Genomic DNA, 15,961 nt, shown 5'->3' with positions numbered 1-15,961 from the left:
CTGCCCCGGCTTGCCGAGCTCCGGTGCGTTCCCACCCCTGCGCCCCCGTTGCGGACCAATCCAGCCCCGGGTCCGCCGCTACTTCAAGCCGTCCCCCGATGCGATCGCCGGGCTCAGCAGCCTCCTCGCGCCGGGGGACAGTTGCTGCTGAGACTTGGCCGAATCCGGCTCAGCAGCGTGGACCTCAGGTTCGGGGGATGGTCTGCGGGTACTGCCTGGCGGCGCCCAGTTCGCTCTAGGAGGGGGGCTGGCTGCGGTGTCGGAGTTTCGGGCCGCAGCGGCCCCCGGCGCCTCGCGACCCCGCCCCTACGAGTGTCCTGACTGCGCCGGTCTCGTTGCACCCGCCATGAAGAAGATCATCACCATCGCCTCCGTCGCGCTCGCCGCGGCCGCCGTGTCCGTGCCTGCTCACGCCGATAACGACTCCAACTTCGGCGGCGGCGTCAAGGCGGCCAACAACTGGAACTTCACCGCAGCCGCCGTCTGTCTTCAGGAAGTCGCCGTCGTTCCCGTCCTGGGCGAATCGGCCGGCGACCATGCCAACAACTGCTCCACCGGTAACGTCATCGACCACAGCGGCCGATAGCGGCTCCCCTCGCCGGAGGGTGTTCGGCAGGAACTGTGGGCCTACCTCGCGGTCCATCACGCGATCCGCCAGTTCGCGCACACCGCGGGCTCGCCCGGTCGGCAGTGGACACCGACCGTGTCTCCTACTGAAGTGTCTCCGCAGCATCTCGTCCCAGCTCGGAGCGACCGCCACCAAGCTCACCCGCTCCTACACCGAGGCCAGACAGGAAGCACGCAGCCGCCTCGTACCGACCCGCCGTAGCCGGGACTGCCCACGTGCCATCAAGAAGCCGAACCGATGGCCGGTGCTGAGGACCCGCCCAAGACGCGACACGGTGCAGCCCGGCCGCTGTCCCACAACCCCGCATCGGAGCCGAAGAGCACCCGCCGGGCAGGACAACCCGCGCAGAAGAACGCGCAAGCTCTGCCACCGGCTGCCAGCCCCTAATCGGGTTGTGCCAGCGCTTCGTCCCAGACGTTGCCGCCGTCTGCCCAGGTCCATAGCCACTGGCGCAGCGATGGCGCCGCATACCGCAAGCCGTGATGAGGGTCCTGGCCCCAGTCCGGTTCCCAGCCGTCGGCGTCCCAGAGCAGCACCGGGTGGTCAACCGCTATCAGCGAGACGTACCACTCCATCGTGCAACCGCCGCCCGTCAAGAAGAACCACGACGCCGACGCCAACCCCGCCCGCTCGGCGTGGATGGTTGTCGCGCAATGCCAGTCCGGCAGATGCCAATGTGGAACACGGCGCGGCGTCAGCGACGCAAGACCACCTTCCGGCCCGAATCCCCCGTTTCCGATCTCTGTGTAGATGCGGCGGAGCAATCCAGGCAGGGGATACCCGATGCTGCGTTCAGCAAGGTCCACTTCCGCGTTCGTGAGAGGCGGGAACGGCTGATCCGGGAGACACCCACGAGAGGCGGGCACGCTCTCCGAGCCCCACGCGAGTGCGTGCAGCCTCTTCAGAAGCGCGTCGTCGTCCGCAGCAGTGCGGTGCGCAACATCGGTCACGAGTCGGGACTGTAGTACGCTTCGCCCCTTCGTCGGCCCGCCAGGCCAGGTGAGATGCCGTCAGCACGTCCCGGGCAACCACCGAAGGTCGGAGCCAGCCTGTATTTCGGGCCGTCTCCCGCCACGCAGCCCTATGGCAACTGCATTGGCCAGCGGTGTCGCCGGGGATCGGCTCGCCGACGTCGGGGTCGACGGAGACGACGACCAGGGCGTGGATGTCCGCCTCGCTGGTGATGTTCTCCAGTTGCTTGGCGGCGGAGTCGGAGAAGGCGATCCTGGCGCGGCGCGGGCCGTGCTGCGGGGCCATCAGGCGACGGCCGGGCGCTGCGACGCGAGGCGGGCGAGGTGGGCCTCGCGCAGCTCCTCCCACGGGGTGCACTCCTCGACCCAGGGCAGACCGTTCGCGGCGATGTCCTCCAGGACGCCGGCGAACTGGTCGGCGGTGGCCCGAGTGCGGGCGGCGTACGCGCGTACGGCGTCGGCGGCCGCGGGGTCCAGCTGCTGCCGGGCGGTGTCGGCGGCGGGGGCCGGCTGTTCGCTCATCGAGGACTCCGGAGGGCGCGGAACGGGCGTGTCTCACCAAGGTATCGCCAGACCCTGGCTGCCCGAGGCCACTCCGGCGGAACCCGCGGTCGCAGACCCAGGACCCAGGTAAACCCCGGTCCGGCAGCGGTCGGCGTCGACCAGGGGAAACGCTGGAGCCAGGTCCAGCTGCTCCAGCTCGCCGGGGCCCGCTGGGGCAGCTAGCTGGCTGGCCACATGCCCTGCCGCTGGCTACCGACCATGACGACTGGACGGGTGTGAGGCATCAACTTTATGTGTCACGCTCCAGCCCTCGAACGGCCCCCCGGAGGGCGGTTCGAGGATCTAGAAACGGATAAACGCGCCCATACTCGGGGCGGCGTGACCCTTCCTCAAGGGGGCGTGACACCGGTGTCACGGCTCACGCTCCATAAGCGTGACCGTGGGTCTGGCGGGTTGCCGAAGGTGAGGTGCTCCCGGGGCGGGTGTCCGGTGACATCGAAGATGGAAGGATTGCCATCGAAGCCGGACCAATGGCGCCAGACAGTCAGCGCAACGGCGGGCTGGCTAGGGTTCGGTCGGACCGAGAGCCGGCGCGGGGGCTTGTTGCTGTTCCCCGATGGGAGACGGGACGCCCTGGGCATCGCCTGTGATCGTGAACTGGCCGGTGTAGCCGACGTCGGGTGGGTTCCCAAGAGCGATCGCGTACGTGTTGTCGGTGGGCAGGTCAGCGGGGATGACCCAGTTGTAGTGGTCCGAGGCGCCGTCCACGACGGCGATCTCCATTACCTGCTGCAGGGAGGTAGCGGATCCTCTCATCAGCCTGAGCGGCTGACTGCCGGGGGTCGCGTCGGACCAGAGGATCAAGTGGGGCTCGCCTGCCCGCCAGACGGCACCGGTGACGGGCTGGGAGAATCGGGGGGCCGCTGCGGCGGGCTGGGGCTGGGTCACGCCGGTGACAACGCTGTACACGAGGGCCAGCACGGCGGCAGCCAGCACCAAGTGTGGCCGTCGTCGGGCGGTAGTGAGGGTTTCCATGACCTGCCCAACGGACCTCGTAATCACAGGTCACGGAAGCGCATGGCTCACCAGGCGGTACCGGTCCAGCATCGATGGCAATCGGTCCATCTTCGGTGTCACAGGACAGCTGGCACGTGCACGGTGGGCAGGCGGCGCAGTCCGCGCAGCTGATGCAGAACCGGCGCGGGACGGCGGGACAGTCGCAGATGGGGTTGTGGGCGGGGTCGTCCTCGCCGGGATAGTACGTCTCGCCGAGCGGCGGCTCGGTCCACGCGTAGACGGTGCCGTCGGCGAGCAGCTCCTCGAAGTGCCGGCCGGTGCGCTGGAGGTGTTCCAGACCGCGACGACCTCCGGCTTCTGGTCGTGGTTCACGCCGGGCTCCCTGCGGCGTCAGCCGGCTCGGCGGCGCGGGTGAGGAGCGCGGCGGTGGCCTCGGGGTCGGCGGCGGCGAGCCGGGCCGCGACCGCCAGCTTGCCGGGCGCGGCGGCCGGGACCAGGCGGGCGAGCGTGGACAGCAGCGCGGCGTGCGCGAGGACGGGCTGCGGCAGGAGGCCGGCGGCGGCCTCGCGCGTGGCCGGGTCGGCGTAGTGCCCGCGGTGCGCGGCCAGGGCGTGGGCGAGCCAGGGCGTCGACGTCGGCCTGGACGTACCACCCGGCGCGGCGGGTGAGCTCGTCACGGACGGCTTCGTCGCCTTCGCGGGGCTCGGCCTGCTCCAGGGTGCAGGCGGGCTCTCCAAGGGGAAGGCGGGATCGTCTGCCGAGCATCGCAGCCGGCCGTCCCTCGCGGCACCGGTTGTCCAGCACGCCAGCAAGCCGACGTGCTGGCCCGTTTCATAGGTGACCGATGTTCCCCGAGGCCGGAGCCCGTCGTGGGCGCTCCGCTCAGCGTGCCGCCGCTGTGGTGACTCGTCCGCAACCGCGCCGCGGGGGTGATCGCGCACTGACGCCCCGCGGACCAGCGCTCTGGCCGCGGGCACTCTGCTGTGTCGGTTGGAGACGGCCGTCGTTGGATCTGTTGGAGCCAACAGGCTTCCCGCGCGCCGTGGATTGTCCGGATCCGCTTCGCCGGAGGGCTCTGACCTGCGGCGGAGCGGTCTGGATATCCATGGATATCCCGGGACGCCGGATTGCTGTCCGCGGGGGCGGATTTGCCGCTATTCATGTGGTCAGCAAGTTCGCGCCGCCGGTGCCGGTCGGCGCGGTGGCAACGACCGCGGCGCGGGTTTCGCCCGTTACGCGGAGCCAGGGGAGGCAGTGATGGTGGGGCGTCGGGAACAGCCGTTGGATCCGGGCGGGGGGCCGGTCGTGGAGTTCGCCGCGGGACTGCGCCAGTTGAGGCAGGACGCGGGGAGTCCCTCGTACGAGGCGATGTCGAAGCGGGTGAGGTACGGCAGGTCGACTCTGAACGCGGCGGCCGGCGGCGACAACCTGCCGTCGAAGGACGTGGCGCTGGCGTTCGTGCGGGCCTGTGGCGGCAACGAGCGGACGGTGCGGGAGTGGGACCGGCGCTGGGAGGCCACGAAGGCCCGGCTCGAGCAGGACCTGGAGGAGGAGGACGCGCAGGACGCGGCCCGGTCCGCGGCCGAGGAGCGCCCCGCGGCCGGCGAGCGCATCGACGCCGGCGGGGAGGGGACGCGGCTGGAGACGCTGCGTCCGCTGGGCCCGAACGACCCGCGCGAGGTGGGCGGTTTCAGGCTGCTGCGGTTCCTCGGGGCCGGGGCGATGGGACGCGTCTATCTGGGGGAGAGCCTGGGTGGCCGGCGGGTCGCGATCAAGGTGATCGACGGCACGCGGGGCGGGAACACGGAGTTCCGGGCCCGGTTCCGGCAGGAGATCGCCGCGGCCCGCCGGGTGCACGGCATGTTCACCGCGGCGGTGGTGGCGTCCGACCCGGACGCCGAGGACCCGTGGCTGGCCACCGAGTACGTGGCCGGGCCCTCGCTCCAGGAGATGGTGAGCGAACAGGGACCGATGCCCGTCGACACCGTGATCCGGCTGGCCGCGGGGATCGCCGAGGCACTGGCCGCCATCCACGGCGCCGACGTGGTGCACCGCGACCTGAAGCCGGGCAACGTGCTGGTGGCCAAGGACGGGCCGAAGGTCATCGACTTCGGCATCGCCCGCACCCGGGACGCCACCACCCTGACCCGTACGCAGATGCTGATGGGCACGCCCGGCTACGTGGCGCCCGAGCGGCTGACGAAGGGAAAGGTGGGGCCGGCGTGCGATGTGTTCTCCCTCGGCGCGCTGCTGGCGTTCGCCTCGACAGGCCGGCTGCCGTTCGGTACCGAGCCGTCGGAGATCGGCTTCCGGATCGTGCACGGCGAGCCCGACCTGGAGCCGGTGCCCGAGGACCTGCGGGAACTGGTCGCGTGGTGTTTGGCCAAGGATCCGGACGAACGCCCGAGCCCCCGGCAGGTAATCGACTGGTGCTGTGAACGCGCCGGTCAGCCGGGGCCGGGCTGGCTGCCCGCCCCGCTGACCGGGATGATCCGGCAGCGCGCCCGGGAGGCCGCCGAGATCCGTGTGCCCGACCCGGCACCGAAGGCGGGCGACTCCCGCCCCCGGGCCGCTCGGGTGATGCTCGCCACGGCGGCGGTGACGGCGGTCATCGCCCTCGTGGGAGCGCTGTTGAACCTGAACCCGCCGTCATGGCGGGGCAGCGCCAATCCGCCCAGCAGCAGCTCCCCGACCGGCGGTGCGACCGCCGGTGCGACGACAGGGCCGACCGGGGGCGCCACCGTGCCGGTCCCCACCTGGTCGGGCGGCAGCGCCTCGGGGGGCACCAACCAGGGGCCGACCGGCGGCACGGTCACCGGCGGCCCGGCCGGCGGGGCCACGGGAGGAAGTAGCAGCGGGCCGACCGGCGGCACGTCGGGCGGGCCCACGCAAGGCGCGACCACCGGGCCCACGGGCGGCAGGACGGCCGGCACCACCGTGGGTCCCGGGGGCGGGCCGTCGCCCGGCACGTCGGAGGGCAGCTCCCGGGGGCCCTCCGGAGGGACTTCGGAAGGCCCCTCGGACGGCACGGGCGAGTCCAAGAACCCGCCTGAGCCGATCCTGATGGGCACCTCCGTCTACGTCCAGCCCCGCTCCGAGACCGTGGACTGCACCAAGCCGATCACGTTCACCTTCTCCGCGACCGCCCGGCGTACCGGGACGATCACCTACACCTGGTACCCCGACGAGCGCCTGACCGACCGCGGCTACCGGCCCCGCACGGGCAGCATGACCTTCACCACCCCCAACACCCAGTACGAGACCTTCCAGGTCCAGCTCCAGGGCACCCAGTCCGGCCAGGTCGTGCAGGGCGAGATGGCTGTACAGGTCGACTCTCCCGAGATCGACCGGCAGAAGGTCGGCGACCAGTTCTACCTGACCTGCGCCTGACGCCCCGTCCAGGGCAGGCCCGCGCGCGGCCCATCCCCGGGCCTGCCCCCTGACGGCACATCCCTCTCCTCACCTCCCGGCGCGCGGTGTGCCACGCCGCGGCACGGCCCGGCCATGCCCAAAACCGGCCACCTGCCCGACCTTCGGCCGCAGAAGGCCTCGGAACGCCGTCCGTGCCTGGCCTGCCCGACCGACGTCCTTCTTGCCCTGCTCCCCTCCAAGGAGAAGTCCGATGCGTACCCGAACCCCCGTCGCCGCAGCGGCGAAGCTGGCCGCGGTCCTGGCGCTCGGCCTGCTGGCCATGCTGCTCGGCCCCACCGTGGTGCACCACTTGTCCTCCCCGCGGCCGGCCACCACGTCAGCGGCCCACCAGTCGCAGCCACCCGTCACTCGCCCGGCCGCCGGATCGGTCGCGCTGCAGCGCGGAGACACGCTCTGGTCGCTGGCCCGGCGCCATGGAACCACCGTCGCCGCCCTGCAGAAGGCCAACCGTCTGGGCCGCTCCACCCTCATCTACGCCGGACACCGCCTCCGCCTGCCGGCCGCGAACACAGCCCCCGGCACCAGGAAGGCCGACATCACGCCTGGAACCACCCGCGGGACTTCCGTCCGCGCCGCGGGCCGGGGCGGGGCCGCCGTGGCCTTCGCCCGGAGCCGGATCGGCACCCCCTACGTGTGGGGCGGCACCGGACGGGGCGGCTACGACTGCTCCGGCCTGGTCCAGGCCGCCTGGCGCTCCGCCGGCGTGAGGCTGCCCCGCACCACCTACGCCCAGGTTGGCGCCGGCACCCGTATCCGCCGCAGCGAACTGCGCCCTGGGGACCTGGTCTTCACCCGCAGCCTCGGCCACGTCCAGCTCTACGCCGGCAGCGGCCGGGTCCTGGAGGCCACCCGTCCGGTGGTGCGCTACGCCCCCCTGCCGGCCGACGGCAGCGTCACCGCCTACGTCCGCCCCGTCCGCCGCTGACAGGCACGCCGTACAGCTCAGGCCGTACCCGGGCCACAACCGCTCCGACGTCTGCAGCACACACCGCGCATTGTCCGGCCGCCTGCCCGCCGCACGGCGCTGACCTGCCCGCCGGACATCCGGACGCCCCAACCGGCCCGGATTCCCCCGCACATCCCGCCGAGCCAAGTGCTGCCGAGCATGCGCGACCGGTCTCGGCGGGCCCATCACCCGACAAGGAGAACAGCATGAACAAGCTCTGGCAGCGGTGCCGCGCCGCCGTCCCTTCCGCCCCCGCCGGATCGGGCCGGCCACGCTCCCGCTTCGTCCCGGGGCAGCGTCCTGACACCGGCACCCGGCGTAGCGCCGTGGTCGTCATGAGCCGTCACACCCGCCCCGGCAGGGTCCGCGGCCTGGCCGCCGCCCTGTTCCTGGCCGTCCTGGTCACCCTCCTGCAGAGCGCGCCGGCCCACGCCGAGCCCAGCCCGGTCCCCACCACCGCAAAGACCCGCTGCGCCCACGGCTTCGACCCGGACGAGTCCGCCGTCCTGCACCTGTCCGGCGGCCGGGGCACCACCTTCCCCTCGGATGCCCGGGGCCTGCGTCCCGGGGATGTCGTCCGCGTCGTTCCGCGCATGAACGACGAGGTCTCCACCAGCGGCTTCTGGTGGCAGCCCGCCGACGGCTCCAACTGGGTCACCCCCGCCGGCGCCGAGCCCCGGCAGCCCGCCGACGTCGGCTACCCCGCACCCGGCCTCAACGCGTACAGCCTCATCGGCCGCCTCACCGGCGCGCAGCCCTTCGAGGTCCTCAGCCGCCTTGGCTGCCGCCAGATCGGCACCTCCGGGAAGCTCGACCTGCGGATCAACGACCCCCAGGACTGGGACAACTTCGGCGCCTGGAACGTCGACATCCAGCTCTACCGCAACCCTCTGCAGGACGGCGGATTCGAGCAGCAGCGCACCTCCGCCGTCTCCCAGCCCTGGAACGTGGAAGGCCCCGACGTCAAAACCATCGTGAACAGGCCCGGCGGGGCCAACTCCGGCAGCAACGCCGCCGTCCTCAGCTCGCCCGGCACCCGCGTGTGGAACGCCCTGACCCAGCCCATCCCCGTCAGGCCCCACACCAACTACGTGATCACCGGGTTCTTCCGCACCTCCAGCAACGTCAACACAGCCTTCTTCGGAGTCCGCCTGCCTGGCGTCTGGCCGCCCACCGAACGCCACTTCGGCCCCGCACCCGCCTGGTGCCCGCCCACCACTCCCCGCTGCTACGGGCAGATCAGCGTCCGCTTCAACTCCGGCGACAACACCACCGTCACCGCCTTCGCCGGTTTCTGGGGCGTCGGAGCACCCGCACACATGTCCATCGACGACATCAACGTCCTCTCCAGCTGACCCCAGCCTCGGCAGGCCAGCGGTACCTCACCCCGCCCCGGACGCTGCCGGCGGCCCCACCCCGGCAGCGTCCGCCACCCCCCATACCCGGCCGTCTCCCACCACCACAAACCCACACCGCAACCCGAGAGGACAATCACTGATGCACCAGTTCTGGCGGCGCTGCGCCGCAGCCCTCCTACTCACCCTCACCGTGCTCGCCGGCATGCTGGCCGGCGCCACCCCCTCCACCGCAGACCCGCGGTCCTGCCCCACCGGCCAGGTCTGGCGCGACGCCCGGTCCGGCGGTGACCACACCTGCGTCGACCCGCGCACGCTCGGACGCCGGATGACCGGCTTCGACCCGGGCCGGCACGGCTTCCGCTTCAGCAACGACTTCCAGAGCAAACCGCTGTTCGACTTCCGCTTCGGCGGACTGTGCGGCGGGATGTCGTACCTGTCCCTGGACCACTTCCACACCGGCCGGCGCATCCCACAGCAGCAGACCCTCCCCGCCACCGGATCACCCCTGCACCAGAGCATCTACGGCCGTCAGGTGACGTCGATCGCCGACAACCTCGACAAGTGGGGCGAGCTCACCTTCAACCCGTTCGGATGGCGGAACCGCGAGTTCTTCACCTGGGGCCTGCAGGGCTTCGGCGGCGGACGGCTCCAGGAGCTGCGCGAGGCCATCGACGCCGGAACGCCCATGCCCCTGGGCCTGTTCAAGCCGGACGCCAACGTCTGGGGCCCACACCACCAGGTCGTCGCGGTCGGCTACGAACTCGGCCGCTACACCGGCGACCTCCGCAGCCACCAGCAGGACCTGAAAATCTTCGTGTACGACCCCAACTTCCCAGGCCGCACCCTGACGCTCGTCCCGCACCCCGACCGCAACGTCTTCAGCTACCTCGAAGAACCCCACAAGACCTGGCGCACCTACTTCGTCGACCATAGGTACCAGCCCCGCATGCCCCCCGCATTCCCCGACCCGGCCACCCCGGTCCCCGGACAGGTCACCGAACTCGTCCTCCACATCGGCACCGGCGGCGACGACCTGCGCGGCGGCAACGACAACGTGAACGCCACCATCCACGTCGCCGGCCGCCCGCCGCAGCACGCCCTCAACCTCAACAACAGCGCCCGCTGGATCGACCACTACCAGCAGACCGTCCGCATCCGCCTGAACCAGCCGGTCCCCGCCTCCCACATCACCGGCGTGCAGCTGAGCACCACCTCCGGCGGCGGCCTCGGCGGCGACAACTGGAACGTCAACCACCTGACCATCGCCACCGACCACGAGCACACCCTCTTCCACGCCCAGGCCAATCCCCTGGTCCGCTTCACCGGCGACAACCGCACCTTCACCGCTCGCATCAGCTGATCCCACAGAAGGAGGGCGGCACGGCCCCGGCCGGGCCGCCCAAGGGGAGCCCTCGGCGGATCGGCCCCGAGCGCGCTGGCCGGCGGTCGTCAGGTGCCGCCCCCGTCCGCGTCCCCCATAGCCCACCGGCTCTCATCCGGCCTCGGGGAACACACGAGCAGCCATTAGCGGTAGCGTCTGCTCCGCTATCGAGGACGCGGGTACAGGAGCGCTGCGCTTCGCCTCATGCGGACCTGTGCGTCCCGGCAGAAGCCGCTGTGGACGACGGCGCTTGCCGACGGGACGACGAGCGGATTGGGCACGACGTACGAACCGGCGCGGTGGACGCCCTCGGTCGGTACGACGAGGTCGTTGCCGACACCGAACAGCCGGTCCCCGGCCGCATCTGCTGTCTTGAAGAGCCCCGCGGACACCAGCCCGGGCGACGATGGTTCGGCTGGCCGGGCGACGCTTCCGCATTATTGTCTGGTCACCCGGAACAGATCTGTGAGACTCGTATACCAGTCTGACGCATTCGGGTGAACTTCCCGACGCGGACACTTCAGCCTGCGGACTCTGGTGGCATGTGGTGTGTACGCAGTCCCTCACACCAACCAGGAGATCAAATGGCCAACTCACGACTCACCTACGCTGCCAGCGGCACCTTTGTTGCCGTTCCGACGGCGTTTCCGCAGCTCGACCCCCGCGTGCAGGGATTCCTGAAGATGCCGTTCATGAATTCGCACGCACCAAACGATCACCCCCTCAAGCAGAGGACAACTTTCGACCCTAGCGTGATGCTGTGCGACTTTCAGGGCGTCGACCCCAAGGCGATGGACTTCTCTACCGTCGCCCGCGACGCCAAGATCCTGGCCAGCGCTGTACAGCGTGACCCCGAAGGGATCCGGCGTGCGATGAGCATCATGGGTCAACGTCAGGTAACCGCAAAGGACTTGGAGACGGTCACTGACATCCTCGAACCATTGGGGCTTACGGAGGCCGCTTCAGTGAGGGAAGGTGGAGGACTGTGGCCCGTTCTGATCCTGGCAGCCCTCGCGGTCGGCGCCAGTTGCAGCGCCCATTGCTCGGCCAAGAAAACCTCACCCAACAACCCGACTGACGTGCGTTGACCTCTTGGTCATGCCATCACTGACTTAGACGTCATCTCAATTGGTGAGGTGCCGTCGAACGAACGGTGCCGTTCCCAGGACGAGTGCGGCGAAGACGGTCAGTCGTTGTAGGCCAGGCTGAGCGGCGAGGTTGCTGTCCTGGATTCCATAGACCGCATACCAGTTGGCGGCGAGGTCGGTCGCCATGATGGCGCAGGCGAGGTCTGTCCCTCGGCGCCTGCCCCGGATCAGGAGCACGGCGGTGAGCGTGTCGAACAGCGCCAGCGACGACCAGTAGAGGTTGAGCCACCCTGGTGCCCAGTCGTACGGGTGCAGGCCGTGGCGGAGGAGGTCGGCCACGTGTGCGGAAGCGCCGACGAAGAGCAGAACGGCGGCGGTGGCGCAGGCCGATATGACCGCCCGGCGCGGGGTGTGGCGCATCCATCCGATCACGCTGTGGATCATCCCACCTGCGGGTGTGGCCCGTCAGGCCTACAGTCTGCGGCAGCAGATGAGGGCGGCCGCGATCCCGGCTAAGGCCAGGAACGCCGTCCCTGGTCAGCCCGGTCAGCAGCAGTGTCGCCGGGACCGGCGACCGCCCAGTGGCAGAACGGCGGGGGCGGCACATCGTGGACCCGGCGCAGCACGGCCGGAGCACTGAAGTCAGCAGTGGTGGAGGTAGCCGGTCATGCGGGAGCTGGCCTTGTCCGGGCTGATGCCCAGGGCGGTGCCGATCGTCTCGAGTGACAGATCATCGGCCTCGACCCCGTGCGCGGCCTGGTGGGCGACGTCGCGGACCAGGCCTTCGAGCGTGGTCACGGCCTTCAGGACGGCGAGGGGCGCCTGCCCGGCGAGCCGGTACAGCTGCTCGTCCAGCCGCGTAAGTGTCTCGGCGAGTTCCTCGGGCAGGGGGACGGTCTGCCGCTCGACGGTGTCGATGTGCGCCCTCCAGTCGCCGTAGGCGCGGGAGGTGTCGAGGTCCTCCAGCTGGTCCTCGTCGATCGTGTCCCAGTCGATGGGATAGGGCTGGCCGCGCCAGCCGCACGCGCACGCCGCCCGACAGGCCGCCGCTCGCGGGCGGGATCCGTGGCCGGTGTAGGCCCACCATTCGCTGGTCCACCAGCCCGTTCCGGCGCCGCTGCCGCAGTCCAGGTAGACGGGCTTGGGCTCGCTGCCGTCGGCCAGGACCGCCCCGGTGATGCCCTCGTGGCACGACCCGAACGGCTCCATCCTCCACCCCACCGCACACCTCCCCCGGGGCCGGACACGCGCCGGCTCCCGCCCCCGACAATGCCCGCCTCCGCAGCCCCGCCGGGGGATGAACGGGCAAGACGACCGGAACGAGTACCGCCGGCCCCAGGTGCGCCCTGCGGCACCGCGCCGTCCGGCGCCCCAGCACGTGCGGCCGGTCAGGCTCCGGGGTGGCGGCGGATGTCGGCGTACACCCGGGCCCGCACTAGAACGCGCGTACCGCGGGCGGCATGCCTGGGAAGTCTGCCGACTCGCTCACCGAGGCCCATTTCTCGACGTCGTCGAGCGCAGCACGGTAGACGCGCGTGAGATTGCGAACGGCCTCGGCGCCGAGTGGGAGGCGGAGCGGCGCGTCGGGGGTGTCGAGCATGTCGCGGATTACCTGGGCGGCGCGTGTCGGGTCACCCTCCTGTATGCCGTCGGCTTCGGCCATGTTCGTGCGCACGGCACCGACGGCCTCGTCGTAGATCGGGCTCTGCTGCACTGTGTTGAGCACGTCAGCGGCGTTGAATGCGGTGCGGAAGCGACTGGGCTCGACGATGAGGACACGGATGCCGAACGGTGCAATTTCGCCTGCGAGCGCCTCCGACCAGCCCTCGAGCGCGAACTTACCGGCCGAGTAGCTACCGACGGCGGGGAACGACATCCGCCCGCCCTGGCTGCTCATCTGCACGATCGCACCCGAGCGGCGCTCCCGCATATGGGGTAACACGGCACGCACAAAGGCGGCCGGGCCGAACAGGTGCTGCTCGAGCATGGCCCGCAGCGCGGCATCCGGGATCTCTTCGGCGGTGCCGACCTGTCCGGCACCGGCATTGTTGACGAGCACGTCGACGCGGCCGAACACCTTTAGTGCCCGCTGCACCACTGCGGCCGCTCCCGCCGTGTCGCGCACGTCGTGCTCAATGGCGAGGAGCCGAGCCCCGTACCGCGCCTTGAGCCCGTCGAACCGGACGGACCGTCGCGCGGTCCCGATCACCTGCTCGCCGGCCGCGAGTGCCGCCTCGGCGAGCGCCAGACCGAGGCCCGAACTCGCGCCGGTGATGATCCATGTCTTCGTTTCCTTCGTCGTGGTCATGGCCCTGACGCTAGAACTTCGAGTGCGCTTGAACGCAAGCCCCACTCAGGCCCGGGAGACGACGAGCGATCCGGCCCGCTTAATCGAACCGACCTGCTGCAACAGATGAGCGTGGGAGGCCGACGCGCGTACACCGCGCCGGACGCCTGAGCCGAGGACCACCAGGCGTCGTTTCTTATGGCTGTCGAAGCGGCGTGAGAATCTCCGGTCATGAGCTACGACCTTGCTGTCTGGGAAGGCACGAGGCCGGCGGATGACAAGACCGCTGGCCAGGTCTTCAGCGACCTCTACGCCCGATACATCGACAGCGGGACGGAAGCCTCCGTCCGGCCAAGCCGGGCCGCTCGGCCTACCGGGCGGGGACCGAATGTGGCAGAAGGTCCGGCACACCGAGATGGTGGACGTGGCCGTGATCGGCTACATCGGAGCGTCCGCCCGCCCCCGAAACCTCACCGTGCGGCTCCCGAACGGGCGCACCGCGCTCTCCCAGCGCCTCGGCGCCCTGCTGGCGAACGCGGCCGCACCGGCCCTGATCGCCGCCGGCCCGCGCGGCCACACCACGGCCGGCGACCGCTGACGAGCACCACGGCCGAGCTGGAGATAGAGGTCGCCAGCGGCACGACCCGGCACGCCGTGGTGACAGTTCTCCGCATCCGCATCCCGTGACTGCGCCGGCGGCAGCAGGCCCACGCCGCTGGGCCGGGCCTCCAGCGGTGCCCACCCTGCGTTGTCAGTGCTGCGTGGGAACCTGTACAGGCCCGGCGGCCACCCATAAGCCGATGCGCCGCCGGGCCTCTATCGGCGGGTGGAGAGGGACGGACGCTGGCACACGTCGGCGGTCTCCTACAACGAGACCAGCGCCGCGACGGCCAAGGCGCGCCGCGAAGCGGAGGGGGCGACGGCCGTGGAGATCGTGCGGGTCAGGCCCGGCAAGTAGAACGCGCCGTTCTGCAGGGGCTTCTGCGGACCTGGCCCAGCTGGTCGTGGGTCGCCGACGTGCCGATGCCCTCGCTCCAGAGCGCGGAGGCGAGGGCACGGGGCGGGGCTGACAAGGCGCTCACGGGGTGGTGATCCCGCCCGGCAGTTAGGTACCGGCTCGTAACGCCACGGTGGCCCCCGGACACTGGGCGGCCGCGGTGCGCCCGGCCGTCTCTGGGTTCGGCTCGGCCAGATGCGTCGGCGGCGGTCGGCCGTGGGTGAAGTGGAGCGATCACCGTCTGGCCGGGATGCTCGCGGGGTGGCCGGATCGCGGCCCGCCGAGCAGCTCTGACGCTTTCTGGCTGTCGAAGTCGCCGAACCGCGCACGGCGCGGGGTGGCCGGGCGCGGCGGGTTAGTGGTGCGGCGAACCTACCGGTTCCTTGGAGCGTTCGGTCTCGTCCTGGACGAGCAGGGAGAGCAGGGAGGCGACGGGGAGGCCTGCTTCTGCAGGGTGGCGCAGTACCTTGTCGGGTTCGATGCGGTACGTGTTCGTGCGCCCCTCGCGGGTGTGGGAGAGGTAGCCGTCCCGTTCGAGATCAGTGATGATCCGCGCGACGGCGCGCTCGGTCAGCCGACAGTGGGCGGCGATGTCGCGGATACGGACGTTCGGATCGTCGGCGATGGCCGCCAGGACGCGCGCGTGGCTGGTGATGAACGTCCATCCGGTGTGTGATTCAGGCACTCCAACCATGCCCAGCATTTTAGGGGACCCAGCTTGCCGGAACGCAATTACATGACATAAGTTGCATGCATTCGATGACGCATGTCCCCGGGTCGGGGCCACTGGAAGGGGTCGACAGGTGCTGAGGGACGAGGCTGTCACGCCTACGCTCATGACCGATAGCGGGCACGCCTCTGACGGGACCGGCGTGCAGCAGTACGCCTGGCGTGACGCCTGGGTGATCGCCGCCCGTGGCGACTACGACCTGTACTCGATCACACCGCTGGCAGACGCGCTGGCGGACGCGATCGAGAAGCACACCAAGGTGGTACTGGACGCCTCCGGCATCACCTTCGCCGACTCGACCCTGCTGAACCTGCTGATCCTGACGCACCAGGCAGGACCCTTGCGCGTAGCCGCACCGTCCAACCAGGTGCAGCGACTCCTCAAGATCACGGGCGTCGACGCCTACCTCCACGTCCGGGACACGGTCGACGACGCCGCCCTCGCATAACGCCCCGTCATTGCGGCGGCGTAGAGAGCGTCCTACGCCGAGGCCAGCCCTACGGCCCTCACGGGGCAGGACAAGCCGCGACTCGGGCACCTCGTCCTCGGGATCGAGTCGGGTGCCGCCGGGACAAGGTCACGTCCGGGCGATATGACGCTCGAGCGGGAGGGTGTCAGGCGA

18 protein-coding genes are annotated in these 15,961 nt (G+C 70.7%); 9 read left to right on the top strand and 9 right to left on the bottom strand.

Annotated elements, in window-relative coordinates:
• Window positions 1–346: 346 nt before the first annotated feature.
• On the top strand, window positions 347–586 hold the full coding sequence (locus A4V12_RS31885) for a hypothetical protein (protein ID WP_064072974.1): 240 nt from the start codon (window positions 347–349) through the stop codon (window positions 584–586).
• Between the two features lie 425 nt (window positions 587–1,011).
• On the opposite strand, the gene A4V12_RS31880 is transcribed toward A4V12_RS31885, so the two are convergent.
• From A4V12_RS31880 to A4V12_RS31865, 4 genes are all read right to left on the bottom strand, one after another.
• Window positions 1,012–1,578 carry a hypothetical protein gene (locus tag A4V12_RS31880; RefSeq protein WP_064072973.1) on the bottom strand — a complete coding sequence of 189 codons (567 nt, stop codon included), beginning with the start codon at window positions 1,576–1,578 and terminating at the stop codon, window positions 1,012–1,014.
• 306 nt (window positions 1,579–1,884) lie between these two features.
• The gene (locus A4V12_RS31875) at window positions 1,885–2,121 is read right to left on the bottom strand and encodes a hypothetical protein (RefSeq protein ID WP_064072972.1); all 237 of its coding nucleotides are present in this window, start codon (window positions 2,119–2,121) and stop codon (window positions 1,885–1,887) included.
• 546 nt (window positions 2,122–2,667) lie between these two features.
• Complete coding sequence (locus tag A4V12_RS31870) at window positions 2,668–3,138, bottom strand: GPI anchored serine-threonine rich family protein (protein ID WP_234372416.1); 471 nt, start codon at window positions 3,136–3,138, stop codon at window positions 2,668–2,670.
• 350 nt (window positions 3,139–3,488) lie between these two features.
• Window positions 3,489–3,797, bottom strand: a complete 309-nt coding sequence (locus A4V12_RS31865) for a hypothetical protein (protein WP_234372415.1) — start codon at window positions 3,795–3,797, stop codon at window positions 3,489–3,491.
• 580 nt (window positions 3,798–4,377) lie between these two features.
• Here A4V12_RS31865 and A4V12_RS31860 point away from each other — a divergent pair.
• The 4 genes from A4V12_RS31860 to A4V12_RS31845 all read left to right on the top strand — a co-directional run bounded on the left by A4V12_RS31860 (window position 4,378) and on the right by A4V12_RS31845 (window position 10,216).
• A complete protein-coding gene (locus A4V12_RS31860; RefSeq protein ID WP_159028981.1) occupies window positions 4,378–6,510 on the top strand; it encodes a protein kinase domain-containing protein in 2,133 nt (710 codons plus the stop codon).
• A 232-nt stretch (window positions 6,511–6,742) separates the two neighbouring features.
• Window positions 6,743–7,477, top strand: coding sequence for a C40 family peptidase (locus tag A4V12_RS39850; protein ID WP_064072969.1), 735 nt, complete (start codon window positions 6,743–6,745; stop codon window positions 7,475–7,477).
• Between the two features lie 227 nt (window positions 7,478–7,704).
• On the top strand, window positions 7,705–8,853 hold the full coding sequence (locus A4V12_RS31850) for a hypothetical protein (protein ID WP_064072968.1): 1,149 nt from the start codon (window positions 7,705–7,707) through the stop codon (window positions 8,851–8,853).
• A gap of 142 nt (window positions 8,854–8,995) precedes the next feature.
• Window positions 8,996–10,216 carry a hypothetical protein gene (locus tag A4V12_RS31845; protein WP_064072967.1) on the top strand — a complete coding sequence of 407 codons (1,221 nt, stop codon included), beginning with the start codon at window positions 8,996–8,998 and terminating at the stop codon, window positions 10,214–10,216.
• 185 nt (window positions 10,217–10,401) lie between these two features.
• On the opposite strand, the gene A4V12_RS37840 is transcribed toward A4V12_RS31845, so the two are convergent.
• Window positions 10,402–10,629, bottom strand: coding sequence for a hypothetical protein (locus A4V12_RS37840; protein WP_159028980.1), 228 nt, complete (start codon window positions 10,627–10,629; stop codon window positions 10,402–10,404).
• Between the two features lie 192 nt (window positions 10,630–10,821).
• Here A4V12_RS37840 and A4V12_RS31840 point away from each other — a divergent pair, with 192 nt between their 5' ends.
• On the top strand, window positions 10,822–11,325 hold the full coding sequence (locus tag A4V12_RS31840) for a hypothetical protein (protein WP_064072966.1): 504 nt from the start codon (window positions 10,822–10,824) through the stop codon (window positions 11,323–11,325).
• A gap of 36 nt (window positions 11,326–11,361) precedes the next feature.
• On the opposite strand, the gene A4V12_RS31835 is transcribed toward A4V12_RS31840, so the two are convergent.
• From A4V12_RS31835 to A4V12_RS31825, 3 genes are all read right to left on the bottom strand, one after another.
• Entirely contained in the window at window positions 11,362–11,757 is a 396-nt protein-coding gene (locus A4V12_RS31835) for a hypothetical protein (protein ID WP_234372414.1), read from the bottom strand.
• Between the two features lie 210 nt (window positions 11,758–11,967).
• Window positions 11,968–12,534, bottom strand: a complete 567-nt coding sequence (locus A4V12_RS31830; protein WP_234372413.1) for a hypothetical protein — start codon at window positions 12,532–12,534, stop codon at window positions 11,968–11,970.
• A gap of 226 nt (window positions 12,535–12,760) precedes the next feature.
• Complete coding sequence (locus A4V12_RS31825; protein ID WP_064072964.1) at window positions 12,761–13,633, bottom strand: SDR family NAD(P)-dependent oxidoreductase; 873 nt, start codon at window positions 13,631–13,633, stop codon at window positions 12,761–12,763.
• Between the two features lie 367 nt (window positions 13,634–14,000).
• Between A4V12_RS31825 and A4V12_RS38195 the strand changes: the two genes are divergently transcribed.
• A complete protein-coding gene (locus tag A4V12_RS38195) occupies window positions 14,001–14,210 on the top strand; it encodes a hypothetical protein (RefSeq protein ID WP_064072963.1) in 210 nt (69 codons plus the stop codon).
• A 228-nt stretch (window positions 14,211–14,438) separates the two neighbouring features.
• Window positions 14,439–14,570, top strand: coding sequence for a hypothetical protein (locus tag A4V12_RS39615; protein WP_267893248.1), 132 nt, complete (start codon window positions 14,439–14,441; stop codon window positions 14,568–14,570).
• A gap of 394 nt (window positions 14,571–14,964) precedes the next feature.
• Here the strand turns inward: A4V12_RS39615 and A4V12_RS31815 are convergent, their stop codons facing one another.
• Window positions 14,965–15,303 carry a helix-turn-helix transcriptional regulator gene (locus tag A4V12_RS31815; RefSeq protein ID WP_064072985.1) on the bottom strand — a complete coding sequence of 113 codons (339 nt, stop codon included), beginning with the start codon at window positions 15,301–15,303 and terminating at the stop codon, window positions 14,965–14,967.
• A 142-nt stretch (window positions 15,304–15,445) separates the two neighbouring features.
• Here A4V12_RS31815 and A4V12_RS31810 point away from each other — a divergent pair, with 142 nt between their 5' ends.
• The gene (locus A4V12_RS31810) at window positions 15,446–15,787 is read left to right on the top strand and encodes an STAS domain-containing protein (protein ID WP_064072962.1); all 342 of its coding nucleotides are present in this window, start codon (window positions 15,446–15,448) and stop codon (window positions 15,785–15,787) included.
• The last annotated feature ends 174 nt before the right edge of the window (window positions 15,788–15,961 follow it).

Source organism: Streptomyces noursei (assembly GCF_001646665.1).
GTDB classification, from domain to species: domain Bacteria; phylum Actinomycetota; class Actinomycetes; order Streptomycetales; family Streptomycetaceae; genus Streptomyces; species Streptomyces lavendulocolor.
The sequence above is the reverse complement of the archived record's forward strand: the minus strand, read 5'-3'. Positions and strand labels throughout refer to the sequence as shown.